This is a genomic window from Vibrio sp. L5-1 (assembly GCF_021728315.1).
GTDB lineage: Bacteria > Pseudomonadota > Gammaproteobacteria > Enterobacterales > Vibrionaceae > Vibrio > Vibrio splendidus_K.
Genome location: NZ_JAKKCQ010000001.1, coordinates 1,037,818 through 1,061,876, shown reverse-complemented (window position 1 = coordinate 1,061,876; position 24,059 = coordinate 1,037,818). Strand labels below are relative to the sequence as shown.

20 protein-coding genes are annotated in these 24,059 nt (G+C 44.4%); 9 read left to right on the top strand and 11 right to left on the bottom strand.

Features of this window, described 5'->3' with window-relative positions; translation table 11 throughout:
* Window positions 1-70 precede the first annotated feature (70 nt).
* Window positions 71-1,270, top strand: a complete 1,200-nt coding sequence (locus L3V35_RS04350) for an enolase C-terminal domain-like protein (RefSeq protein WP_237298582.1) — start codon at window positions 71-73, stop codon at window positions 1,268-1,270.
* A gap of 29 nt (window positions 1,271-1,299) precedes the next feature.
* Here L3V35_RS04350 and L3V35_RS04345 read toward each other — a convergent pair whose 3' ends face one another.
* Together L3V35_RS04345 and L3V35_RS04340 are read right to left on the bottom strand one after the other, a co-directional pair.
* Window positions 1,300-2,013: a GntR family transcriptional regulator gene (locus tag L3V35_RS04345; RefSeq protein WP_237298580.1), complete on the bottom strand. Its 714-nt coding sequence runs from the start codon at window positions 2,011-2,013 to the stop codon at window positions 1,300-1,302.
* A 280-nt stretch (window positions 2,014-2,293) separates the two neighbouring features.
* A complete protein-coding gene (locus L3V35_RS04340) occupies window positions 2,294-3,538 on the bottom strand; it encodes a membrane dipeptidase (protein WP_054545973.1) in 1,245 nt (414 codons plus the stop codon).
* Window positions 3,539-3,777: 239 nt separating this feature from the next.
* Between L3V35_RS04340 and L3V35_RS04335 the strand changes: the two genes are divergently transcribed.
* Window positions 3,778-4,734, top strand: coding sequence for an AraC family transcriptional regulator (locus L3V35_RS04335; RefSeq protein ID WP_237298578.1), 957 nt, complete (start codon window positions 3,778-3,780; stop codon window positions 4,732-4,734).
* 31 nt (window positions 4,735-4,765) lie between these two features.
* Here L3V35_RS04335 and L3V35_RS04330 read toward each other — a convergent pair whose 3' ends face one another.
* Window positions 4,766-5,350, bottom strand: a complete 585-nt coding sequence (locus L3V35_RS04330) for a sugar O-acetyltransferase (RefSeq protein WP_237298576.1) — start codon at window positions 5,348-5,350, stop codon at window positions 4,766-4,768.
* 167 nt (window positions 5,351-5,517) lie between these two features.
* On the bottom strand, window positions 5,518-6,516 hold the full coding sequence (gene add, locus L3V35_RS04325; RefSeq protein ID WP_054545970.1) for an adenosine deaminase: 999 nt from the start codon (window positions 6,514-6,516) through the stop codon (window positions 5,518-5,520).
* A gap of 120 nt (window positions 6,517-6,636) precedes the next feature.
* On the opposite strand from add, the gene L3V35_RS04320 reads away from it, so the two are divergent.
* The 5 genes from L3V35_RS04320 to L3V35_RS04300 all read left to right on the top strand — a co-directional run bounded on the left by L3V35_RS04320 (window position 6,637) and on the right by L3V35_RS04300 (window position 14,577).
* A complete protein-coding gene (locus L3V35_RS04320) occupies window positions 6,637-7,572 on the top strand; it encodes a LysR substrate-binding domain-containing protein (protein WP_017075712.1) in 936 nt (311 codons plus the stop codon).
* 160 nt (window positions 7,573-7,732) lie between these two features.
* Window positions 7,733-9,364 carry a glutamate--cysteine ligase gene (gene gshA, locus L3V35_RS04315; protein ID WP_237298574.1) on the top strand — a complete coding sequence of 544 codons (1,632 nt, stop codon included), beginning with the start codon at window positions 7,733-7,735 and terminating at the stop codon, window positions 9,362-9,364.
* Between the two features lie 6 nt (window positions 9,365-9,370).
* On the top strand, window positions 9,371-11,191 hold the full coding sequence (locus L3V35_RS04310; protein ID WP_237298572.1) for an ABC transporter transmembrane domain-containing protein: 1,821 nt from the start codon (window positions 9,371-9,373) through the stop codon (window positions 11,189-11,191).
* Entirely contained in the window at window positions 11,184-13,040 is a 1,857-nt protein-coding gene (locus L3V35_RS04305; protein ID WP_237298570.1) for an ABC transporter ATP-binding protein, read from the top strand. Before L3V35_RS04310 ends, L3V35_RS04305 begins: the two co-directional genes overlap by 8 nt.
* A 61-nt stretch (window positions 13,041-13,101) precedes the next feature.
* Entirely contained in the window at window positions 13,102-14,577 is a 1,476-nt protein-coding gene (locus tag L3V35_RS04300) for a glutathione synthase (protein ID WP_237289792.1), read from the top strand.
* 149 nt (window positions 14,578-14,726) lie between these two features.
* Here L3V35_RS04300 and L3V35_RS04295 read toward each other — a convergent pair whose 3' ends face one another.
* From L3V35_RS04295 to L3V35_RS04265, 7 genes are all read right to left on the bottom strand, one after another.
* Window positions 14,727-15,230 carry a YgjV family protein gene (locus tag L3V35_RS04295; protein WP_237298567.1) on the bottom strand — a complete coding sequence of 168 codons (504 nt, stop codon included), beginning with the start codon at window positions 15,228-15,230 and terminating at the stop codon, window positions 14,727-14,729.
* 128 nt (window positions 15,231-15,358) lie between these two features.
* Window positions 15,359-15,985, bottom strand: a complete 627-nt coding sequence (locus tag L3V35_RS04290) for a bifunctional 4-hydroxy-2-oxoglutarate aldolase/2-dehydro-3-deoxy-phosphogluconate aldolase (RefSeq protein WP_017068137.1) — start codon at window positions 15,983-15,985, stop codon at window positions 15,359-15,361.
* A 9-nt stretch (window positions 15,986-15,994) separates the two neighbouring features.
* Window positions 15,995-16,987, bottom strand: a complete 993-nt coding sequence (locus L3V35_RS04285; protein WP_237298565.1) for a sugar kinase — start codon at window positions 16,985-16,987, stop codon at window positions 15,995-15,997.
* Window positions 16,988-16,990: 3 nt separating this feature from the next.
* Entirely contained in the window at window positions 16,991-18,403 is a 1,413-nt protein-coding gene (gene uxaC, locus L3V35_RS04280) for a glucuronate isomerase (protein WP_237298563.1), read from the bottom strand.
* A 12-nt stretch (window positions 18,404-18,415) separates the two neighbouring features.
* Entirely contained in the window at window positions 18,416-19,879 is a 1,464-nt protein-coding gene (locus L3V35_RS04275; RefSeq protein WP_237298561.1) for a fructuronate reductase, read from the bottom strand.
* Window positions 19,880-19,975: 96 nt separating this feature from the next.
* Window positions 19,976-21,283 carry a TRAP transporter large permease subunit gene (locus tag L3V35_RS04270; RefSeq protein WP_237298559.1) on the bottom strand — a complete coding sequence of 436 codons (1,308 nt, stop codon included), beginning with the start codon at window positions 21,281-21,283 and terminating at the stop codon, window positions 19,976-19,978.
* Between the two features lie 15 nt (window positions 21,284-21,298).
* On the bottom strand, window positions 21,299-21,811 hold the full coding sequence (locus tag L3V35_RS04265) for a TRAP transporter small permease (RefSeq protein ID WP_048609952.1): 513 nt from the start codon (window positions 21,809-21,811) through the stop codon (window positions 21,299-21,301).
* A gap of 299 nt (window positions 21,812-22,110) precedes the next feature.
* Between L3V35_RS04265 and L3V35_RS04260 the strand changes: the two genes are divergently transcribed.
* Window positions 22,111-23,094 (top strand): TRAP transporter substrate-binding protein, encoded by a 984-nt coding sequence (locus L3V35_RS04260; RefSeq protein ID WP_054546316.1) that lies wholly within the window; start codon window positions 22,111-22,113, stop codon window positions 23,092-23,094.
* A 107-nt stretch (window positions 23,095-23,201) separates the two neighbouring features.
* On the top strand, window positions 23,202-23,984 hold the full coding sequence (locus tag L3V35_RS04255) for an FCD domain-containing protein (RefSeq protein ID WP_054545960.1): 783 nt from the start codon (window positions 23,202-23,204) through the stop codon (window positions 23,982-23,984).
* Window positions 23,985-24,059: the final 75 nt, after the last annotated feature.

The following is a 24,059-nucleotide window of genomic DNA, read 5'->3' as shown; positions in this document are numbered from 1 at the left end:
TTAACGCTTGAAATGTGCTTTTTAACACGGTTAGATAATAAGAGTTGAAGTTAGTTTAGGTTATTTAATTGTGAAAGAAACTATTATATCTGATATCCATTGTATTATTACCAAGCCAGATAGGCATAACCTCATCACGGTTGTTGTTGAAACCAATGAAGGTGTAACAGGCTTTGGTTGCGCGACCTTCCAACAACGACCGCTTGCTGTAAAAACAATGGTCGATGAGTATCTAAAACCTCTTCTAGTTGGTAAAAATGCCAATAATATTGAAGACTTATGGCAAATGATGATGGTCAATGCTTATTGGCGAAATGGCCCTGTTATCAATAATGCAATTTCCGGTGTTGATATGGCACTGTGGGATATTAAAGCCAAACTAGCGGGTATGCCGTTACATCAATTATTTGGTGGTAAGTCTCGTGATGCTATTCCTGTATACACACACGCGACTAGCGACACAATGGAAGGTATTTATGAGTTGGTTGAATCTTTCCTAGACAAAGGTTACAAGCATATTCGTTGTCAGCTTGGTTTCTATGGCGGTGTTCCAACCGATTTGCATACCACAAAAATTCCAACTGAAGGTTCGTACTACGACCAAGATCAGTACATGGACAATACACTAACGATGTTTAAGTCGCTTAGAGAGAAATACGGTAATAAATTCCATATTCTTCATGATGTTCATGAGCGCCTTTTCCCAAATCAAGCAATACAATTTGCTAAAGAAGTCGAGCAATATAAGCCTTACTTCATTGAAGATATTCTGCCGCCAAATCAAACGGAATGGTTGGATAATATTCGTAGCCAAAGCTCAGTTTCATTAGGCTTAGGGGAGTTATTTAACAACCCTGAAGAGTGGAAGTCTTTGATTGCCAACCGCCGTATTGATTTTATTCGTTGCCATGTTTCACAAATTGGCGGCATTACTCCAGCTCTGAAACTAGGTCATCTATGTCAGAACTTCGGTGTTCGTATTGCATGGCATTGCCCGCCGGATATGACGCCAATTGGCGCTGCGGTAAACACGCATTTGAATGTACATTTGCACAATGCGGCAATTCAAGAGCATGTTGAATACAACGAGAATACACATAAGGTATTCCCGAACGCTGCTGAGCCAATTAATGGCTACTTATACGCTTCTGAAATCGCAGGTATTGGTGTAGAGATGGATCGAGAGGTTGCAGCCGAGTTTCCTGTGATGTACCGCCCTCATGAGTGGACTCAAAGTCGACTACCAGATGGCTCAATTCATACGCCATAGTTTGTTGTTTCAATTAAAATTTAGCCGCACTAGCGGCTATTTTTATCTCTGAAATTCATGCTCTCGTTGTTAAAAGGCGTGTGATAAGTGCATTGATAGTTGATGTCGATAATGTCACTGACGATGAACAATTCGCCAGAGGTAAGGAAGCCACGGTTGGTGATGTTCATTGCCGCGACATTCTTCTTACAGCCCAGTAAATCGGCATCATCTTTGGATACGTTGATGGCTTGATAAGTCGTTAAGTAACTGTCGATCTCTAAGCTTTGAGCGAGTGCGTGTTTTTGAAGCGAACTCTCGATGATGTCTGTGTTCATTTCATGAAAGATACTGACAGGTATTTTTGTTTCTTCAATTTGAACGACTTTATTATTAATTAACCTAAGACGTTTGATCTTCCAAATATATTCATCGTCACGTAGAGAAAATATTTGTTGTTCGTGGTTGTTTGGTAACGCTTTATTTAATTTAATCTTTTTATAAGATATTTCTTCAAAGCTGTTTTCAGTAATCGAGTTATAAACTAGAGGGGTTCCAACCAAAGATGTATTAACAAAGTACCCTGAGCCCACCTTAGATGTCACCATGCCAATCGCTTCTAGTTTGGCTAGCGCTTTTCGAATAGTAAATCGAGATAAGCCATATATTTCAGAGAGTTCCCTTTCTGCAGGAAGCTTATGATTGATACTGTTTTGACAGATCTTGCTAACAATATCTTGGACAACTAATTCATATTTTTTCATTCTAAAAACTTAAAAAAGCACTCATGGTGATTAAATTATAGTTAACTAAATCAGATACTCAGCGCAATCCGAACTAGCCGTTAATTCTAACATAGAAGGCCGATTAGATGATGGGATATAGGGTGTTTTGGAGGGCGAATTTGAGTATTACTTCTGGGTGTGTGACTTCATTCTCTTTCTTGATTAGATAAGCGTTAAGGCGAGGTCACTGACAAGCAGTTAATAAAAAAGCACGCCCAATAGGACGAGCTTCGAATGCTTGAGCTTTGTTAGTTACGAGCTACATGGCTAAGTTTTCATTTCTTAACTTGGTGAGTTCTTTTAGGCGTTTTGTATACTCTTTTTGGAACTTGTCGGGGTCTGCACCTTCAGAAACTTGAGCGTAAACTCTCATCTTGTTACCGCCATAGATCTTCGCAAGATCATCATTGCTGTAGCCGCGTTTCCACAGTTCATCGGTGATTGCCGCAAGGATCTTCGCCAATTCACCATTACCTGTCGCGCCTTTGTTGAACGCCTCAATCATGTAGCCGCCATCGTCGTACATTTTCGCGTTCTTGGTTGCGAAATCAACCACCATGTCAGTTGAGAACATGTCATCGGTGGCGATACCTACGTGGTCAACGCCGACCAATTTTACGTAGTAGTCGATCATATCGGCAGCTTGAACTGGAGAGATATCTTCAGGCCAAACGCCGTCCATCATCCATTCCGTGAAGGTTGGAGCAACGTAGCCTCCTGATTTAGCTGCGCGTATTGCTTCATCATCAGGAATGGCACGGTAACAGCCTTTTGGTGTCGCATTCGCTTCGTTTTTGTATAAACCGGCAGGCACAGAGTGGGTGTATACAAATGGCACATCAGGGTAGTTTTCTTCCATATAACCCATGGCATCATTAGCCGTTTTTGAGCCTGTGTGGCTGAGATCTAGAATCACCTGATACTCGACCATCGAATCGATAACAGACTCTCCCCAAGATGTTAAGCCGATGTCTCTGCCATTATATGCAGCAAGTTGGCCCGAACCTGTTCTGAAAATGTCGTTATAAGACAAGATCATGCTTTTGAGACCCATATCTTTAAGGATCGCCATCTTGGTGACATCTTCTTCCAAAATTGTCGCAGTTTGGCTATTCCATAGAACGGCAGTCTTTCTTTCTGTATGGGCTTTTTCAATATCGTGATTAGAGTGGGCAACGATGAACTTATCAGGTTGTTTTGCCATCACAGAACGATGCTTGTGATGGTGGAACAAGAAGTCATCAAAGTTGTGGTCGGCAGCAGTAATGGTGTATTCATGCCCTGTAATACCCGCGTCACGTGCACCTTGGAAGTAATCCAATAATTGTTGGTCGTCACTCCAGCCCGCTCCATATGGGCTCGCGAGCATACCAATGACGATCGTGTCTTGAACGAATGTTTTGGCTTTGTCTGATGCTGGCCAAGTTTTGCTTTCAACACTGGCGTTAGCAACACCAAAACTCATTGCTATACTCGCTGCTACTAACGTGATCTTTTTAAACATGAAAACCTCTCAATTATTGGTTTAAGTCCATTTATTCAATATCTATATTTAATAGTAGACCCTGACGGTATCTCGGGATTATTTAAAATTGATAACCCTGTCATACTTTGCAATCAAAGCTGCTCTTGTTGGCTATGTGGTTCACTTTATTAGTGAAAACTGTAAGTGAACCTTGTTAACTTGAGATAATTGTAGCTAAGCTCTGAAATGAAAATGTGCATTTTGCGTCACTAGTTAATATGGAAAAGGATAGAGTGATGGGGCTTGATATTCCTCTGATTGATAAGCGTGTGGTGAACCACTTTCAACAGTGTTTGCAAGAAGATAACTCGCTTGCTCTCGGCCGTTCATTGGTTGTAGATCTGGCGTTAGAAGTGAAACTTCCATTCAGTATGGATACGTCATCGGCTAGCTATGTTCCGTATAACGTTTTTTCCCTCTTCTTACACCATATCAGGGCTAACCTAAGCCCGAATGACTTCATTGCTGTGCTGTTAGAGAGTGCAACTCGAGCAGCTAAAGAACTTCGATTTCCTGCTCTTTCGATGCAAGATTTCCTTGATTCTTTCCCCATTGAAAAGATATCTGTGGAACAAAGTGGGGCAGAGTTTTCTGTCTCGTTTACGACGTCAATGCAGTCAGTTAGTCACGTTGAATCTGAGTTGTTTCTTATCGCTTATACTCACGCTTATTTGAAGGCGCAATATGCTGAGCTCGGTAACCCAATTCGATATGATTTAGTGACAACGAAGTCGCAGGCATTAAGCGAGTTAAAAATCCAAACTGAGACACCTCAATACCTTGGGCAAGAGAATACGCGTATTCAATACGATCGGTTAGAAGTGGAACATTTGCTGGAAACCAAAGTGAAACCCATGGCCGATGCTCGCAAAGTCACTGAGGCTTTGTCGCCATATATTGGTCGAGTCGATATCGACTTAGATACATTTTGCGATTTGATCGGGATTGGAAAGCGTACTATTCAAAGAGCGTTGAATAAAGAAAATACAACCTTCAAAGCGATAAAAGAGACGCTCGCGTTTGATTTCGCTAAGCGGGTTATTTCACAGCAAACCTATACTATTTCTGATGTCGCACTTCACTTAGGTTATGCCGATTCATCGCAGTTTATAAGAGCATTTAAGCGAGTAAATGGGATTACACCTTATCAATGGAAGAAAGGCCATGTTGAGTGATAAACATGGCCTTTCTTAGATTGTTGCTGAATTAGTCGCTCTGTTGCTCAGTATTCAAGTGTCGAATCAACTTGGCTGGCGTACCACCGTATAAGCAGTCTGGTGGTACATCGCTGTTGACCACAGAGTTAGCTGCGATGACTGAACGAGCCCCAATCGTCACGCCTTGGTTGATCACTGAGTTACCGCCAATCCACACATCATCTTCGATTGTTATTGGTAAACAGAAGGTTTCCCATTTACGGCGGCTACGATAATCAAGGGAGTGTGATGGCGTATAGAATTGGGCACTTGGTCCAATTAGAACATTGTTACCGATCTTGATATTCGCACCATCCAACATCACCACGTTCATGTTGATGAAGGTGTCGTCACCAATCTCAATGGTTTTACCAAACTCACAATGAAAAGGGGGCTGGATTAAGCTGCTACTGCCAACCTTACCGAATAGCGGCTCTTGCAATGTGTGTTGTTGATCTGGGGTTTGGTGGTTGTTGAAAGCCATTAGCGCCTTTTTTGCATTGGAACGCATGGTATCAATTTCTTGGTCTGCACCATCATACACTTGCCCAGATAGCATCTTTTCCAGTTCAGTTTTATCGCTTGTATTACTCATGCTTGCCCACTTTCCGAGAGTCTCGGTCTAAATGACGAATACTGCAAGATTAGCGATTTTTGGACATAAAAAAAGAGAAAAGCCTCAGCCTTTCTCTTCCTATTTTGTGCTTTAAGCACTAATGCTAAGTGAGCCCAGCTATTCAGCAAAAGGCGCGCTTTGCCAAATTAGATTTGCTCAACGAAACCCATTAGGTGCTGTTTCACTTCGTCTGAAGCAAAAGCGCTGTCTACAGAGTATTTGTAGATCTCTGCGTAGTCTTCTTTAGTTAGGCCGAATGTTTCACACACACGCTTCACTTCGTTAGTCATGGTTGTGTTCGACACAGTACGGTTGTCTGTGTTGATCGTAACAACGATGCCGTCTTTCTTGAATTCAGCAATTGGGTGGTCGCTGAATTTGTGAATACATTTAGTTTGCACGTTACTTGTTGGGCAAGTTTCAAGCGCAACTTGCTTCTCTTTAACGATGTTGTATGCGTCCTCGTTGCCTTGGATGTGAACACCGTGGCCGATACGCTCAGCGTCTAGCAAAGTAACTGCATCGTAAACGTTTTGACCATGCCATTGCTCACCAGCGTGCACGGTAATGCGGTAGCCTTTTTCAAGAGCGTACTGTGTGTACTCAGGGAATTCAGCGCAGAAGCCTGGCTTTTCACCGCCAGCGATATCAAATGCTACAACACCTTTACCTAGGTAAGGTTGACCTGCATCGATCACGTCTTTGATAGAGTCTTTAGGGAACATACGAAGCACAGACATGATGTAGTTGCCTTTGATGTCGTATTTCTCTTCAGCACGCTTCATGCCTTTAACTGCACTAGCGATTATTGCATCAAGAGACAGACCTTTGTTTACGTGCAGGATTGGTGCAAAGCGAACTTCTAGGTACTTAACGTTTTCTAGTGCAGCGTCTTCGTAAAGCTCGAAAGAGATACGTTCAATCGCTTCTTCAGTCTGCATTACTTGTAATGGCAGGCTGAAACAAGCCAGGTACTCATCTAAGTTTTTACAATCTTCTGGCACCGTTAGAGATTGAACAACCGCATCGCGATCTTCAGGTAGTTCGATATTGTATTGTTTTGCTAGGTCAATAATCGTATCTGGACGAACACTTCCGTCTAGGTGGCAGTGTAAATCAATCTTTGGTAGTGCTAGAAAATCCATGAGTATTCCTTAATTCTATTATTATTTGAGCGTGTTAACTCACATGCGCTAAATTTACCAAGACAATGATATGATTTAAAGTGACAATTAATCATCATTAACCTGAATTTAGGGAATATCATGGTAGATGTGAAAAGCTTACTTAAATGCGATATGAATTTGCTGCTTTGCTTACACGTTCTTATTGAAGAACGGAGTGTGAGCAAAACGGCAGATCGACTCTTTTTGAGCCAGTCAGCGGTAAGTAAACAGCTCACTAAACTCAGAGCTTTGTTTGATGATCCGCTGTTTGAGCGAGAATCAAAGGGGTTGTTCCCAACGCCCAAAGCACTCGCTTTGGCACCTAAAGTCCACCAAATCCTACTGCAAATTGAAAAGCTGACCGTTCCCGAAGTTTTCGATCCTAAAGCCAGTGAGCGTACCTTCACTATAGACCTTGTCGAAACCGCCTACACCGCGATTTATCCGCACTTCATGCCGACTGCTCTCGCGGAGGCGCCTCACATTACCATCAACAGCTCAACGTGGAGCAGCGACAGCTTCAAGCGTTTGCTAAAACGTGAAGTGGATTTTGGCATCGGTATTTTTGAGCTAGATGAGCGAGCATCTACCCATGTGCAGTGTATTCCCGATGATCTGGATTACGTAGAACTGTGCTTGGACTATTCTGTGTGTTTGATGCGAAATGACCATCCGGCGTTAAAGGAAGAGTGGAACCTCGACACCTTCTTGAAGTATCGACACATACAGTTGGTGACGGGCGGAGCGGGGGATTGGCTATTGATGGAAGTGCTGAACTCTAAGCAGTTGGAAATCAATAAAGCCGCTAACGTGTCAGACATCACCAGCGCCATTAAATTGTGTAAGCAGAGTGATTTGCTGATGTGTTATCCATACAACTCGGTACGTGATTACATTGATAGCGGTGAACTGGTGATGAAGCCTGTTCCAGTCGATTTGGTGCCGGGAGGTCTATTCTTGCTGTGGCACAAATACTTCGATTCAGAGCCGAGCCATAAGTGGCTTCGCGATTTGATCATCGAACAGATTCAATAATAAACGATAAAGTAATTAAGAGTTAGTATTGGTTACTTATTGAAAATTAAAAGAAAAATATCGAATTAGAAACTAGTTGGATATTTTTTTGTTTTTATTTCGTCTTTTTATCATGAGCCTCGTCTTAATTACGTTGCTATAGCTTTTTTAAGACGAAACAATGAAAAATAATCAAGTATTAAAAATTGAAGCCAATCTCGCTTCCTTCCTACAAAATGAACAAGTTCATGCTTCTTTGGCGGGTATCCGTCGCGGTATTGAACGTGAGCTAATTCGCACACAAGCGACCGGTGGTATCTCAGATAAAACTCATCCAGTCGAACTTGGTTCTGCGCTCACACACCCTTATATCACCACTGATTTTGCCGAGGCTCAATTAGAGTTAGTGACTCCTGCGATGGATGACCGAACTGCGACATTCGATTCGCTTGCTTCACTGCATCATTTTGTTGCGACTCGCCTACCTGAGGGTGAAACCTTATGGGGCGCGAGCATGCCACCACAACTGCCGAATGATGAGGCGGAAAGTGAGGACGCGATTAGAATCGCTAGCTATGGCACTTCGAATGCTGGCCTACTGAAAAAACGTTATCGAGAAGGGTTAGCCAATCGTTATGGCAAACGCATGCAGCTTATCTCTGGAATTCATTACAACTTTTCTCTGCCGGAAGCATTTTGGATTGCGCTGTACTATCACCAGAAGAGCATCGATAGCAGTGTCGCTCAAATACCTCTGGAAGCATTCGTTTCTGAACGCTACTTTCATATGATTCGTAACGTGCTGCGTCATGGTTGGTTAGTACCCTATTTATTTGGTGCTTCCCCTGCGGTAGATAACAGTTATTTGCAAGGCAAAGCACATGCGCTTGAAGTGTTTGATGACGAGACCTGTTACTTACCGTGGGCGACATCATTGCGTCTGAGTAATCTCGGTTACAGCAGTGATGAGCAGTCATCGTACCCAATCAGTTTTAATAACAGGCAGCAGTATTTATCTGATTTGCATAACGCTTTGACTCGTCCAAGTGAGCGCTACTTACATCTAGACATCGATCAGCAAATGAATGGTTCTGTGTTACAGCTGGAAAACGAATTGTATGGCTCGGTGCGACCAAAAATCGTTAACGATACATTGCGTCCGTTGTATGCGATGTGTCATTACGGTGTGCAGTATGTTGAGCTGCGCAGCATGGATAACAATCCATATTTACCACTTGGTATTGCGCAAGAGCAAAGCCACTTTTTGGATCTTTTTCTGGTTTACAGTGCATTAGCGCCAAGCCCCAACTTGACCGAAGAGGAACGCGCCATTGTCGTTCAACGTCAAGAAGTCGTGGCAACACAAGGCCGAAAACCGGACTTAACACTTCCTACATTAGAAGGCGAAGTGTCATTAGAAACTTTGGGGCTTGATCTGTTGGACGCTATCCAAGAAATAGCAGCGCTGTTTGATGATGCTTTTTCTACGGATTCATACCAAACCAGTATCTTCAGTGAACGTATGAAACTGCAAAACAGTGACTTAACCCCTTCGGCAAAACTGTTGGCACAAATGAAAGACCAAGGACTGAGTCATCAAGGCTTAATGCAACGTCTTTCTGATGAGCACTTGTTAGTGCATTTGCAACACCAAGTTGAGACGGAAAAAATGGACAACTTAACAGCGTTGGTTGATGAATCGCTTTCCAAGCAGCAACAAATGGAAAGGCAGCCAGACATCAGCTTTGATGATTTTTTGAAAAAGCAAAATCAACTACAGCGCGACTGCAAACAACAAGAAATGATGGTTTAACAAGTTATGGATATTCTTTGGAAATTACGTGGCTACATTAAAATGTTCAGCCGCCAATATTTGATCGCCTTTGTTGTTTTACAAGTGGTCGCATTGTTCAACCTAGTACCTTCATGGCTGATTGGTCGCATCGTTGATAGCATCAGTGATGGTGAACTGACTCTATCATTGCTCATGTTTTATGTGGGTGGTATAGCGGGTTCGGCATTTGCCATGTACGGGTTGCGTTATGTATGGCAGAGCAAACTCTATGGCGCGGCGATTGGTATTACACGAGTCATGCGTAGCGAGCTTTTCCATAAGTTCTCACGCTTATCGCCATCATTTTATTCTCGTCGCAGTACGGGAGATTTGATGGCGCATGCGACTAATGATCTTAATGCCGTGGAAGAGGCGACAGGCATGGGCATCATGACGCTGGTTGACTCTCTTATCGCTGGTTTTACCGTGATCTTCGGGATGATTTTTGTCGTCAGTGGTCACTTAACCGCTGTGGCGTTATTACCATTCCCGCTGTTGGTTTACTTTACTCGTCGTTATGGTGCTCGTTTACATACCGCCTTTGGACATGCGCAAGCGAGCTTCTCTGAACTAAGCGAAGAGACTCGTGAAACCGTTGCTGGTATCCGTGCCGTCCGTTCACATGGTATTGGTCAACGACAAGAGCAACGTTTTGGTAAGACGTTAGATGAGACGTTGGAAGCGAACCTTAAAGTGGCAAAGGTGGATTCGGCATTTGCTCCAACGATCCAATTGGTTTATGGCTTGTCGTTTGTTATTTCATTAGGTTATGGCGCTTGGTTAATTGAGCAAGGCAGCATTACGGTGGGCTTGTTCACAACGTTCACTTTGTATCTTGGTCAGTTGCTAGGACCATTCTTACAGTTTGGTTGGCAGTTCAATGTATTCCAACGTGGCAGTAAATCATGGGAACGCCTCGACAGCCTATTGTCAGAGCCAGAAGACGTAACGGAAGGGACGATAACCCTATCAGACGACGTGAGATCAAGCCTTGACGTCAACATTCATTCATTTACTCACCAAGGTGCAAATAGACGAACGTTAGAAGCGATCAAATTCAGCGTGAGTGAAGGCGGTTTAGTCGGCATTACGGGCCCGACTGGTGGTGGGAAGAGTACGCTGTTGCAATTGTTGATGAGGCAGTTTCCGTTGGACGGAAATTCGAAGATGGCATTGGACGGTAATTCGATCGATGACCTGACGTTTGATTCGTTGCGAAGCAAAGTGACGTGGGTTCCTCAAAAACCATTTTTATTCTCAGGGACGATTGCTGAAAACATTGCGTTAGCAAAGCCGGACGCTACCGATGAAGAGATTAAGCATGTGGCGAAAATGGCTGGTATTCAAGCTGAGATTGAAGCTATGGCTGATGGGTTTGATACTGAACTACGAGAAGGTGGTAATAATTTGTCTGGAGGTCAAAAGCAAAGATTAACCCTTGCGAGAGCATTGCTTTCAGGTGCCGATATTTTATTGCTTGATGACCCGTTCAGTGCGTTGGACATGAAAACAGAAGTGGTGGTTCGCCGAAACTTAAAGGCGTATTACGGCCACAAAACGATGTTGTTGGTCACTCAACGCTTAACCAACTTGATAGAAGCTGACCATATTCTGGTATTGAACCAAGGTCAAATTGAAGAGCAAGGCTCTCACCACGAACTTGTTGCTAAGCAAGGTTGGTATTCAATGGTTTATCAACGTCAAAGCCAGCTCGGTAAAGACGATATTCAGACCACTACCGATGTTACAGAAACGGCTCACACGTTTAATTCTAAGGCTGTTGAAACGGGAGCAAGTTATGTTTAAGCCAACACAAAAAACTCAACGGTCTCAAAGCCAAACAGATATGAAGGCCAATTCAATGTACCGTCGGTTGTTGGCTTATTCATTGCCACATAAAGCACGTTTTATCTTAGCCTTTGCGATGTTGACCGTTGCCGTGAGTGCGGAGATGGCGATCCCATGGCTCGCTAAAATTATCTTGGACGATGTGATTGTTCCTCAGACATTTGAGTTGCAACACCTTGCTATATTAATTGGGGGAGTGATGATGTTTTACGTCATTGCCGCCCTGTTTACTTACCTGCAGGCTGTCACATTCCGTCATAGTGCACTGCTGGTGGTTAATGATATTCGCCGAGAATTGTTTAGCCATGTGCTCAACTTTCCAATCAATACTTTTGATAAGTTAGCGGCGGGTAAACTGGTGTCGTACATCACCAATGATACCGAAGCGATGCGCAACATGTTTGTTTCTACGTTTCCGACTATTATCCAAGGTGCACTACGTATTACGGTGATCTTCATTGCTATTGCACTACTTGATTGGCGTTTGATGCTATTGAGTTTAGTGCTGATCCCAATTCTGCTGATGACCATGTATTTGTATCGAAAAATTTCGATGCCAGTATTTGATGGTATTCGCATTCAAGTGAGTAACATCAACGGTCGATTGAATGAATCTTTGCAGGGAATGGCGCTCATTCAAGCTTTCCGCCAGCAAAAGTCATTTAAAGAAAAGTTTGAAAAAGAAAACCAAAGCTGGTTTGAATTTAGAGCTAAATCGATCGCAATAGACAGCTTCATGCTGATCCCGCTCACTCGTTTAGTCTCTACATTAACGGCTGCGGGCATTGTGGCTTGGTTTGCTGGCGCTTCGTTTAGCACGGTCGTTGAAGTCGGTACTTTGTATGCTTTTCTTAACTATATAGAACGATTTTTCGACCCATTCCGCCAGTTATCCATGGAACTAAGAAAGTTACAAGTGGCGACGGTTTCTTCTAAGCGTGTATTCGAGCTGCTGGATGACGAATCGGAACATCATCGATATTCTTACCGGTTGGTCGAGGTTTCAGATCCGTATGACATTGAGTTTAAAGATGTTCAATTAAGCTATGAAGAAGGTTCGCTAGTACTCAACGACGTTAGTTTTACGGCTAAAGGTGGCCAATTCACAGCGATTGTTGGTCATAGCGGAAGTGGTAAAAGTTCGGTGATAAACCTACTGATGCGTTTCTACGATCATCAAAAGGGTGCAATTTTGGTGGGTGGACAACCTTTATCGGCATTCCCAGAGGAGCAACTGCGGCAACTGTTTGGTTTAGTGTCTCAAGACCCGACCATATTCAGTGGTTCAGTGCTTGAGAACATAGACCTGTCTGGAAGCTACCTAACTGAACGTGAGCGAGCAGTAAGAACCAAGGTTATCGATGCTGCGAAACAAGTCAAAGCGCACTCATTTATTGAACGTTTAACCAATGGTTATGACCATCAACCTAGTCACGGTGGAGCTTCGTTTTCCGTTGGTGAGAAACAGCTGTTGGCGTTAGCAAGAGCGCTCTCGCATGATCCTAAAATCTTCCTGTTAGATGAGGCCACCGCTAACATTGATAGTGATACGGAAGAGGCAGTGAAGATAGCATTAGAGAAAATCCAAGAAGGCAGAACGGTTATAACGGTGGCGCACCGACTTTCAACGATCAAACACGCTGACCAAATTTTGGTGATGAACAAAGGGCGAATTGTTCAAAGCGGCACGCATCACGAATTGGTTGCTCAAGATGGCGACTACCGTGATTTATATCTAGCCCAAAAGGCGCAAGAAGAACAAGAACATCTAAGCAGCAAGCTAGGATTGTCGGCTGCCACAGCATAGTTGATGGGCGTGTTATTAGAAGAATGACACGGCTAATCATTAATACTTGAGAGTAAAAATAATGAATATCGAAAAAGCATCATTGATTTCACAACAAACGATTGAAGACGCTTGCGAATGGGCAATTATGCATGGTGTCGCTTTCCGTCAGGCCGATAATACGGCGAGGCATTGTCCTTTCAGTATCGCGCCAATGACAATGGAACGTAAGGTATATGAGCACTTACGTAAGGTTACGCCTCTGATGACTAAGTTGGTGAGTAACGTATCTGAGGATCATGATTTCTTGCAGTCATCATTGAGCGATATGGCTAAGGCTGACCCGTTTTTTGGTCGTTTGATGGAGCTGCACTTACAAGCGCATGGCAGTGCTGATGAACGCTTGAATCCTGCTCGTCAGCCACTGTTGTTAATGCGCACTGATTTCATGGATGACCGTCAACACGGCGCAAAAGTGATTGAGTTTAATGGTATTGCGGCAGGCATGGCTCCGTTTGGCCAAAAAGCGACAGAGTTTCATGCCTATATGCAAAATCAATGGCCTGAAACTTACCAAAAATGGTTGGAAGATAAATCGGCGACTCCGGCAGGAAACCAAGGTCTCGAGCAACTGGCTTTCGGTATTGCGACTTCTGCGAGAAAGGTGAGAGCGGACTTCAATTGTTCAGACAAAAATGCTCCTGAAAAACCAACATTTTTGATGGTGGTGCAGAAGAATGAAGACAATGTGTATGACCAACACTTACTAGAAGTGGAACTGCAGAAGCAGGGTATTCGCACGGTTCGACGTACCTTTGAGCAGCTCAGCTCTCAGCTTTCTTCAGGCGATAACAAGCGTTTATTGCTCGAAGGCATTGGCGCTATTGATGTGGTGTATCTGCGCGCCGGCTATCAGTATTCTGACTATTGGGCTCCAGAGCTAAACGAGTCTATTTGCTGTCATACGCTTAGCCAAACTCGCTTGTTCATAGAGCAGCACCATGTGGCAATGAATGCGACGATAAGCCAACAACTCGCCACCAGTAAAACCATGCAAATGTTGCTGACCATGATGTCTGCGTCAGAATACGCACGTTGGGGTTTAACCCTAGAAGAGGCTGAATTGGTGAAGAGTGTATTGGCGGACATGAAACCAATCACCAGTGAATCGATTGAATGGTTTAACACGCAAGCCGACAAGCAAGAGTGGGTGCTGAAAAACCAAGGCGAGGGCGGTGGCCACTGTGTATTCGGTGACGATATCAGTGAAAAACTTAGCCAACTTAAGCCAGAAGAATACGATGCATGGGCATTGATGCAACGCTTGTACCCACATGAACGAGACGTACCTACCATTGCAGTTCGTGACACTCAGCAAACGCTAGTGACAGACTTAGTCAGCGAAGTCGGCCTATTCACCGCTTACTACCAAGGCAAACCCGTTACCGAATTAGACGGCTACGCGGGCTACTTAATCCGCAGCAAACCAGCCAGCGAAAACGAAGGCGGGATCCACAGCGGAAAAGGTATTCTCGATTCATTGGTGTTGATTGATTAACTCTTGGTCCTGATAAATAATAAAAAGGCCAACGTGTGAACGTTGGCCTTTGTGGTATTTTCAAAATGTTCATTACTTGTGTTCTTCAAAATACGATGAATAATTTAACTCTAGGTTTAAATCGTAGGTATTGTTTCTCAGAATATTGACTATTTTACAGTTAACAAACTGCGTTGATGTAAACGGTAGATAGTGATGATATTGGTGATAATAAATGTGATTTCGACAAAAGACCCTCCAATCGAACCAATCCAAATATTGTGGCTAGCCCAGCAGAAGGAATTGAATAATATTAAGGTTCTCAGCGTGATACCTTGCTGAGAGAAGAGTGCCCATGTCGCGACAGAAGAGCCCACGACAGTGATGAACTCAAAGAAATGATTCATGTTGGGTAAAGTCATGCACCACATCAAGCCAATAAAGAACCACATAACTTTGCGGGATTGAGTTTTTATTGATACGTAGCTTCGAATAGCATTGATAATTACGCCAATGGCGGCAACCATAGCGCCCATTAATATGAAATGGATGCTCATTACAAAGCAAAATATCATCATTTGATAGCGAAAGCGCATATCATCTTTTTGCCAAAATGCCATTACACCGATACAGAAAGCGAGACCTCCCACTCCCTGTGTTATCCAGTCTTCCATATTTAGCCTTTATTATTAAGATGATATAGGTTGTCGTTAAATATTAATTTTTTAATGACTTCTAACTATAAAATAGCCCTCCGAAAGGAGGGCTAGGTATAAAGTTAAAGACGCCTTTAGAATTAGGCTTAATTGACTAATTTAACCGCTTCACGAGTTAAATGAGCGAGCTCTTCCCAATTGCCTTCTTCAATAAGCTTCTTATCCACCATCCAAGTACCACCACATGCGAGTACTCGAGGTATCGCTAGGTAGTCTTTAATGTTGTTCGGATTAATGCCACCTGTCGGCATGATCTCAATATCCGTGTAAGGCGCAAGAAGTGACTTAACCATGTTGATGCCACCTGATGCTTCAGCTGGGAAGAACTTCAATGTGGTTAAGCCCATTTCTAGAGCGGCTTCTACTGTACTCGGGTTGTTGACCCCAGGAATGATATCAATACCAATCTCTTGGCAGGCTCTTACCGTGTTTGGATTAAAGCCTGGAGATACTACAAACGTTGCGCCTGCTTCTTTAGCCGCGATAGCTTGCTCACGATTGAGCACAGTGCCCGCGCCGATCAACATATCTGGTTGTGATTCACGAAGTAGACGAATCGCTTCTACAGCAGCCTCAGAACGGAACGTAATTTCTGCTGCAGGTAAACCATTCTCAGCTAACACTTTACCCAGAGGGATGATGTCTTCAGCGTTGTCGATAGCGATCACAGGGATAACTTTCAGTGTTTTCAGTTGTTGTTTAATGTTAGACATTGGTATTCCTTAAATGGCTGTGATGGCCGTTTGAGTCAGTTCTTTTGCAATAATGGCACCGCGATGTTGGATGACGACGCCTGCCATGGTATTGCCGCGCTGGCACGACGTTATTAAGTCTTCGCCAGCAAGATAAGCAGATAAGAATCCGCCATTGAATGAGTCTCCCGCTGAGGTTGTGTCAACAACGCTGTCAATGGGTTGAGTAGGCACTGCTCGTGGAGTCGAACCGGTACCAAAATCTTGATTTATGTCACCTTGAGTGGTGGTGTCTTGAATGAGACAGCCATCAGCACCCAGTTTGACGATGCATCGCTTAACCCCAAGTTTTGTCAGGCGCTCAATGGTTTGTTCAGGTGAAGTATCTCCCCAAATCAACTGTTCATCATCGAACGTTACTAAAGCTAAATCTGTAAGCGTATACATGGCTTGGTAGCTGTTCTTAACGGCTTGGTTTTCGTCCTGTGGCCAAAGTGCCGGGCGGAAGTTACTGTCGAAGGCGATCTCAACACCTTGTGTCTTCAACTCAACCAAGATGTTCAATAGCTCGATACGAACTTGCTCGGGAAAAATCGCTAATGTGATACCGCTGAGAAAGACCATATCGACATTGCGCAGTGCCTGCTTTATCTGATTGAAATCTGGGTGCTGCAATAAGTAACGTGCTGCTGACTGATTACGCCAGTACAAAAAGGTACGTTCACCTGCGTCATCAAGCTGAATTAGGTATAGGCCTGGAGTACGTTGGTTGTCTTGTAGAACAAGGTCAGTCGACACCCCTTCTTGTTGCCAGCGTTCTAACATTCCCTTGCTAATCGGGTCTGCGCCCAAAGCCGTGACGTAGGACACTTTGATGTCATCTTTATTGAGGTTGGCCTCGCAGCCGCGGCTTAGATAGACCGCAGTATTGAGTGTGTCTCCGCCAAACGTTTGATGCATTGAGCCGAACGGTTTGCCGTTAAGCTCGATCATGCACTCACCAATAATGGCGATATGTTTCATGGGTTACGCCCTCTCTTCGAAGTAGCGCTTTGCGTTGCCAAAGCAGATGTCTTCGACCATAGGGCCGAGCAGTGACATGTCGTTTGGCACCTCGCCGTTTTCAGTCCAGCGACCAAGCATATCGCACAGAATTCGGCGGAAGTATTCATGACGTGTGTAAGACAAGAAGCTGCGAGAGTCAGTCAGCATTCCGACAAACTGGCTAAGCAGACCAAGTTGGGATAACTGCTCCATTTGGCGTTGCATGCCGTCTTTCTGATCGTTGAACCACCAACCAGAACCAAACTGAACTTTGCCCGCGATACCGCCACCTTGGAAGTTACCAATCATGGTTGCCATCATCTCGTTATCGCGAGGGTTTAAGCAGTAAAGGATGGTGCGAGGTAGTTCATTGCTTTGGTCCATCTCGTCTAATAGATGAGCCAGTTCGAAGGCAAATGTCTTGTCGCTAATCGAGTCAAAGCCTGCATCAGCGCCTAACAGTTGGAACATACGTGTGTTGTTATTACGCTGAGCACCAATGTGAAGCTGCATTACCCAACCCATTGCCGCGTAACGCTTGCCTAACCACACTTGAACGGCTGTTGAGAACTGTGCACATTCTAAATCTGTGAGCGTTTCCCCGCTGAGGCGTCGATTCAACAATGCATCTAAATCCGATTCTGATGGAATAGGTGCGTAGCGAACCACTTCAATACCGTGGTCTGCTGCACGGCAACCATGAGCGTTGAAATGTTCTAAGCGATTGTCCAATGCACTGAGTAGATGGTGGAAACGAGTGATCTCCACGTTAGATATCATGCTGAGTTTTTGCAGATAATCAGTAAAGCCATCGAGTTCAATTTTGAATGCTTTATCTGGGCGCCAGCTTGGCAAAACCTTCACATCAAAGGTGCTGTCTTGAGCGATCGCTTTATGGTACTCAAGAGAGTCAATTGGGTCATCCGTTGTACCAGCCATTACAACGTTCATTTGTTGCATGATGCCGCGAGCACTAAATTCCGGTGTCGCTAATAGCTCGTTGCTTTCGTGCCAAATTTGGTCGGCTGTCTCTGGGCCAAATAGAGTGCCAGTAATACCAAATGGGCGACGAAGTTCTAAGTGAGTCCAGTGATAAAGAGGGTTACCTAAGGTTTGAGGGACAGTTTTAGCCCATGCCATAAACTTGTGATAATCACTCGCGCCTCCAGTAATCAGGCGCTCGTCGATCCCTGCTGAACGCATGCCTCGCCATTTGTAGTGGTCACCTTCAAGCCAGATCTTAGACATGTTTTCGAACTGACGATTTTGAGCCACTTCTGCTGGGTTTAGGTGGCAGTGATAGTCATAAATCGGCTGGTGGCTTGCGTGTTCATGGTACAAACGGCGTGCTGTCTCATTCGACAGTAAAAAGTCTTCACATAAGAAATTCTTCATTGTTTATACCCCTTATAACGCAGCAACGGTAGCAACGGCACCGTGTTCAATTAATGATTGGTACGCTGAACTTACTGCATCAATGACCTGGGGGTTTTGTCCTAGATCGGCGGGGAACACCGCTTCAACAGCAAGTAGTGCAGGAACGACAGAAACATTGAGTCCATGCTCGTCGCAGATCTGGCGAAGTGTGTCTGCCATTGGATCGCGAACATCGATTTCATTGCCTTGCTCATCAACACCCGATACATAACGCATCCAGCCAGCGATGGCCGTTGCAATCCATGAGAAGTCTGAGCCTTGCCCTAGATGGAAACGTAAGCTTCCTCCCATACGTTGAGGGATTTTTTGGCTGCCATCCATCGCTATTTGCCACGTTTTGTGTTTGAGGCTTGGGTTGGTAAAGCGGTCGATAAGTAAAGTTGCGTAACTTTCTAAATCCGTACCTTCAGGCATGTTTAGAGATGGGGCTTGTGCTTTCATCATCATGTCGAATGCGGCTTTGCAATATCCGTGATCAGTCATGGTGTCAGAAATGTGCGCGTAACCGCCAAGATATCCAAGGTAAGCTAAGAAAGAGTGGCTGCCATTGAGCATACGCAGTTTCATTTCTTCGTAAGGCACCACATCTTCTACGAACTCTGCGCCAGCAACATTCCAGTCTGGGCGGCCTGCCACAAAGTTATCTTCAATCACCCATTGGCGGAATGGTTCACATGCGATACCACATGGGTCTTCACAACCAATCAACTCAGCAATTTCTGTCAATGTCTCTTCGGTTGCTGCGGGTACTATGCGATCAACCATCGTGCATGGAAAAGTGACATTAGTTTCAATCCAATCACGCAGTTCAGGATCGAGCAGTTGAGCGAATTCAATAACTGCGGATTTAGCGACGTGTCCGTTCTCTTGTACGTTATCGCAAGACATTACCGTGAATGGCGGCAGCTTACGTTCGCGGCGTATCTTTAGCGCCTGCACAATGTAGCCAAGCGCTGATTTTGGTTGAGTAGGGTTAGCTAGATCCGCGATGACTAGGGCATTATTTTTATCGAGTTTGCCTGTCGCTGGGTCAGCGCAGTAGCCTTTCTCTGTGATCGTCATCGACACGATCGCCACTTGAGGCTCAGCCATTTTTTCTAAAACAGCTTCGATACCGTCTAGGTTTGGATGCAGTGATTCAGTCACTGAGCCGATTACTTTAACGTCTGTGGATTCAGCGCCTTTTTCAGCAACGGTGTAAAGGTGGTCTTGCGCGCGAAGTGATTCAATCAAATCTTCGCCGCCGAATAGGTTAATTTCGCAAATACCCCAATCAGTGTTGGTTTTGCTTAGCATTTCATTGGTGAATAGCGCTTGGTGCGCTCGGTGAAATGCACCGAAACCAAGGTGCACAATACGGCTTTGGAGTGCTGAACGGTCGTAGTCAGGTCGTAATACAGTGTTTGGCAGCGTAGAGTTAGCAACAGTCTTCATTATTCAGTTCCTTTTCCCGCCAGCGAACCAGCGGGATTTTATTATTTGATAAAGCGTTTGAGTGTTTAGTAGTCTTAGAATGTATCTGTGACCAAATTACGAACCATAGCCCAGTACTAATTCAGGTAGGAACAAGCTCAGCTCAGGGATAAAAGTAACGGCCATTAGGGCTGCAATCAGTGCAGCATAGAATGGCAGCAAAGGTTTGATGACTTTGTCGATGGCAATGTTGGCAACCGAACAACCGATGAATAGAGCGCTACCTACTGGCGGCGTACAGATACCGATAGCAAGGTTGAAGGTCATCATGATGCCGAAGTGCACAGGGTCGATGCCTAGGTCTAGCGCGATTGGTAGGAAGATTGGTGTGAAGATCAGTACCGCTGGTGTCATATCCATGAAGATACCCACAATCAGCAGAATCACGTTGATAATCAATAGGATCATTAGCGGGTTATCAGAAACCGCCAGTAATGCATCAGCAATCATGTAAGGCACATCGGCGTTCGCCATTGCCCAAGACATACCCATTGACGCACCTACTAATAACAAAACAATAGATGTTGTTACTGCAGACTCAAGGATGATATTTGGAATATCGCGCCATTTTACTTCACGGTAGATAAGCACGGCTAAAACAAACGTGTATACCACGGCAATCGCAGAAGCTTCAGTTGCAGTAAAGATACCGCCAATGATGCCACCCATGATGATGCCGATCAGTGCCAGAGAAGGCGCTGCTTTTAGGAAGGTATCCCAAACCATTGATAGTGAAGGACGAGCTGCAACAGGGTAACCACGACGTTTTGCAATAATACCCGCCACAATCATGATACTTAGCCCCATGATGAGACCTGGGATGTAACCTGCTAAGAACAATGCCGCGATTGAAGTACCACCAGAAACCAAAGAGAAAACGATCAGCGTGTTACTTGGTGGAATCAATAGACCAGTAGGACACGAAGTAATGTTAACCGCCGCAGAGAAGTTTTCGTCGTAGCCGTCTTTCTTTTGCAGAGGAGACATGGTGCCACCAACTGCAGCTGCCGATGCTACCGCCGATCCTGAGATAGAGCCAAACATCATGTTTGCCATCACGTTTACGTGTGCCAATGAACCCGGCAGACGACCACCCAACACTTTCGCGAAGTTAATCAAACGCAGCGCAATGCCGCCTTGGTTCATGATGTTGCCCGCCAAAATGAAGAACGGGATTGCCAGTAATGCAAAGTTATCAAGGCCAGCGGCCATGCGTTGAGCAACCACCGCGATAGCCGGCTCAAGCGGTAAGCTCATTAAGATGGTTGCTAGTGACGATAAACCAATCGCAAAAGAGACCGGTACACCGATTGTAAGCAGTACAGCGAAACTACCGAATAAGGTCAGTATTACTTGCCATTCCATTGTGAAATCCTTCTATCAATCAAGTTGTGAGTCGGTGATCAAATCGTCACCTGACATTAATTGTTTAACGCGTTCGTAAGTAAACACGACGGAGTAAAAAATCATTAAAGCGCCACTGATAGGCAAGCAGAAGTAGATGTAGCCCATTTCTAAACCTAGAGCGGGAGTCAGTTGTCCCATCGCAAGCGTTTTAGCAGCAAGTTGGCTTCCACCGTGCACCAGAACGATATAAGAGAAAGAAGCGATGGCTATTTGGATAACGATTTCGTTGATTAATTTACGTTTGCCAGTCAGCTTCATTGTAAGCAGGTCGATGGCAAGATGGCGTTTCAGACCCGTTGTATAGGCGGCACCAATTAAGGCTACCCACATAAAGAGATAACGCGCGAGCTCGTCGGTAACAGTACTTGGTTTGCCAATAACATAGCGGGATAAAACCTGCCATATCACACATAGCACTAAGAAAGACGATAGAGACACTGTAAAGGCGGCCAACCCTCTATTTATGTAACTGACCAATTTATTCATGTTTATTTCCTTTCAACAAAATTGCGTATCTCATAACAATTGGTTTACCAATGTAAGAAATTGTTTCTATGTAGGGATGGTATGTTCAAAAATCTGGCTGAATCATAAGCTATTCATTTTTTGGTTGGCGTGAGCAACTTCACAAATGATTTTGGTTGACCAATTTATGGGTTTTTATTGTGATATTGGTCAATCAATTTTAATTTCAGCTTTGACGGTTCCTTTTTTGAGCCCCAATATGAGCCCATAACAAAAAACACCCTACATTTTGGATAACCAATCCACGGAGAATAAGAATGATGATGACGCGTAAAACTTTGATTAGTGCGGTTGTCGGTGCTGCTTTCACTTTTGGAGCAACAGCTTCTGCTTATGCAGCGACAACATTGAAACTGAGCCATAACCACCCTCGTGACCATGCAGTACATGAAGCGATGACGTTTATGGCGAAAGAAGTACGTGAATTGACTGATGGTGAGGTGCGTATTCGTATTTACCCTGACGCTCAATTGGGTACACAGCGTGAATCTATGGAGCTGATGCAGAACGGCGCTTTAGATATGGTGAAAAGTAATGCTGCTGAGCTAGAAGCTTTTTCTCCTGCTTATTCATCATTCAACATGCCTTACTTATTCCGCGATCAAGCGCACTACTACAGTGTGACTGATGGTGAAGTAGGCCGTGACATTCTTAACTCTTCTCGTGATAGCGGCTTTATTGGTGTGACTTACTACGACGCTGGTGCGCGTAGCTTCTATACCAATAAGCCAATTAACACGCCAGAAGATCTGAAAGGTTTGAAAGTTCGTGTTCAACCAAGCCCATCAGCAATTGCTATGGTGAAAGCGTTAGGCGGTAACCCAACGCCACTAGCTTACGGTGAGTTGTACACAGCACTGCAGCAAGGTGTAGTGGATGCGGCTGAAAATAACATTCCTTCTTTCAGCTTGAGCCGTCACAGTGAAGTGTCTAAATACTTCAGCTTAGATGAGCACACGATGGTTCCGGATGTGTTGGTTATCTCAACCAGAGCATACGATAAACTGACTACAGAACAACAAGATGCGCTAATGAAAGCGGCAAGTGATTCATCTGAATTGATGAAAAAATTGTGGGCTGAATCGGAAGCAAAAGAGCGCGCTAAAGCCGAGGAAATGGGCGTTACTTTTGTGGAACCAGACAAGGCTGCGTTCGCACTCGCGGTTCAACCTATGTATGACGCGCTAGATAAAACGGATCCAGAATTGAGCGCATTGATTGATCGTATTCAGTCTGTTGAATAACGAGCAAATATAGAAAAAATAGTAATACAAAAACAAGGTGTTACTGCATTTTAAGATATAGAGGTTGACCAATTATATTTGGTCATTATGATGGCGAGAGAAATACAATGGAAAGAAGTGACAATATCATCATGATGCCTTTCGAGCCGAAAAGACCTTATCAGGAGATAGGGTTAGTACTAAGAAGAGAACTGATTGAAGGCCTGTATAAGGTTGGAGATCGATTACCTCCAGAACGCGATATTGCTGATCGTCTAGATGTAAGCCGCACAGTGGTGCGTGAAGCGATCATCATGCTGGAGCTTGAAAACTTAGTTGAGGTGAAAAAAGGGTCGGGTGTTTATGTCCTGAACATTCCAACTCATTCTCGCGAGAATGTGGTCAGCGATGACGCAGGTCCATTCGAGATGCTGCAGGCCCGCCAATTACTGGAAAGTAATATCGCGGAGTTTGCGGCAACTCAGGTCACTCCGGGCGACATCATTAAGATGCGCTCTGCACTCGAACTCGAGCGCGAAGAGCTTGCAAGCGGCACCACCGATTGCAGCGGAGATGAAAGATTTCACATGTGTATTGCAGAGGCCACTCAAAACTCTGTTCTGGTAGATATGTTGAAACAATCCTGGGATCGACGCGAAAAGAGTCCAATGTGGAATAAACTCCACTCTCACATCAGTGGTCAAGATTACCGTGAAGAATGGTTAGATGATCATGCTCGTATCCTCGCAGCCTTACAGCGCAAAGACCCTGTCGCTGCTAAGAACGCAATGTGGCAACACCTTGAGAATGTTAAACAGCGTTTGTTAGCGCTGTCAGACATTGATGACCCAAACTTTGATGGTTACTTATTTAGTTCCAACCCAGTGGTGCTGCTTAGCTCAGAAAGCTAGTTCTGAAGCTAATGTGGAATTCAGTGACAAGGTTCCTCTTGAAAGCTGACTCAATCACTAGGTTGTAGATAGGTA

Bases quoted from the DNA above. Each gene is read 5' to 3' on its own strand.
- L3V35_RS04335 (WP_237298578.1), top strand. From the start codon at position 3,778: ATGGAAAAGGATAGAGTGATGGGGCTTGATATTCCTCTGATTGATAAG.
- L3V35_RS04285 (WP_237298565.1), bottom strand. From the start codon at position 16,987: ATGAAACATATCGCCATTATTGGTGAGTGCATGATCGAGCTTAACGGC.
- L3V35_RS04310 (WP_237298572.1), top strand. From the start codon at position 9,371: ATGGATATTCTTTGGAAATTACGTGGCTACATTAAAATGTTCAGCCGC.
- L3V35_RS04330 (WP_237298576.1), bottom strand. From the start codon at position 5,350: ATGAGTAATACAAGCGATAAAACTGAACTGGAAAAGATGCTATCTGGG.
- gshA (WP_237298574.1), top strand. From the start codon at position 7,733: ATGAAAAATAATCAAGTATTAAAAATTGAAGCCAATCTCGCTTCCTTC.
- L3V35_RS04275 (WP_237298561.1), bottom strand. From the start codon at position 19,879: ATGAAGACTGTTGCTAACTCTACGCTGCCAAACACTGTATTACGACCT.
- L3V35_RS04270 (WP_237298559.1), bottom strand. From the start codon at position 21,283: ATGGAATGGCAAGTAATACTGACCTTATTCGGTAGTTTCGCTGTACTG.
- L3V35_RS04320 (WP_017075712.1), top strand. From the start codon at position 6,637: ATGGTAGATGTGAAAAGCTTACTTAAATGCGATATGAATTTGCTGCTT.
- L3V35_RS04300 (WP_237289792.1), top strand. From the start codon at position 13,102: ATGAATATCGAAAAAGCATCATTGATTTCACAACAAACGATTGAAGAC.
- L3V35_RS04340 (WP_054545973.1), bottom strand. From the start codon at position 3,538: ATGTTTAAAAAGATCACGTTAGTAGCAGCGAGTATAGCAATGAGTTTT.
- L3V35_RS04255 (WP_054545960.1), top strand. From the start codon at position 23,202: ATGGAAAGAAGTGACAATATCATCATGATGCCTTTCGAGCCGAAAAGA.
- add (WP_054545970.1), bottom strand. From the start codon at position 6,516: ATGGATTTTCTAGCACTACCAAAGATTGATTTACACTGCCACCTAGAC.
- L3V35_RS04305 (WP_237298570.1), top strand. From the start codon at position 11,184: ATGTTTAAGCCAACACAAAAAACTCAACGGTCTCAAAGCCAAACAGAT.
- L3V35_RS04265 (WP_048609952.1), bottom strand. From the start codon at position 21,811: ATGAATAAATTGGTCAGTTACATAAATAGAGGGTTGGCCGCCTTTACA.
- uxaC (WP_237298563.1), bottom strand. From the start codon at position 18,403: ATGAAGAATTTCTTATGTGAAGACTTTTTACTGTCGAATGAGACAGCA.
- L3V35_RS04295 (WP_237298567.1), bottom strand. From the start codon at position 15,230: ATGGAAGACTGGATAACACAGGGAGTGGGAGGTCTCGCTTTCTGTATC.
- L3V35_RS04290 (WP_017068137.1), bottom strand. From the start codon at position 15,985: ATGTCTAACATTAAACAACAACTGAAAACACTGAAAGTTATCCCTGTG.
- L3V35_RS04260 (WP_054546316.1), top strand. From the start codon at position 22,111: ATGATGACGCGTAAAACTTTGATTAGTGCGGTTGTCGGTGCTGCTTTC.
- L3V35_RS04345 (WP_237298580.1), bottom strand. From the start codon at position 2,013: ATGAAAAAATATGAATTAGTTGTCCAAGATATTGTTAGCAAGATCTGT.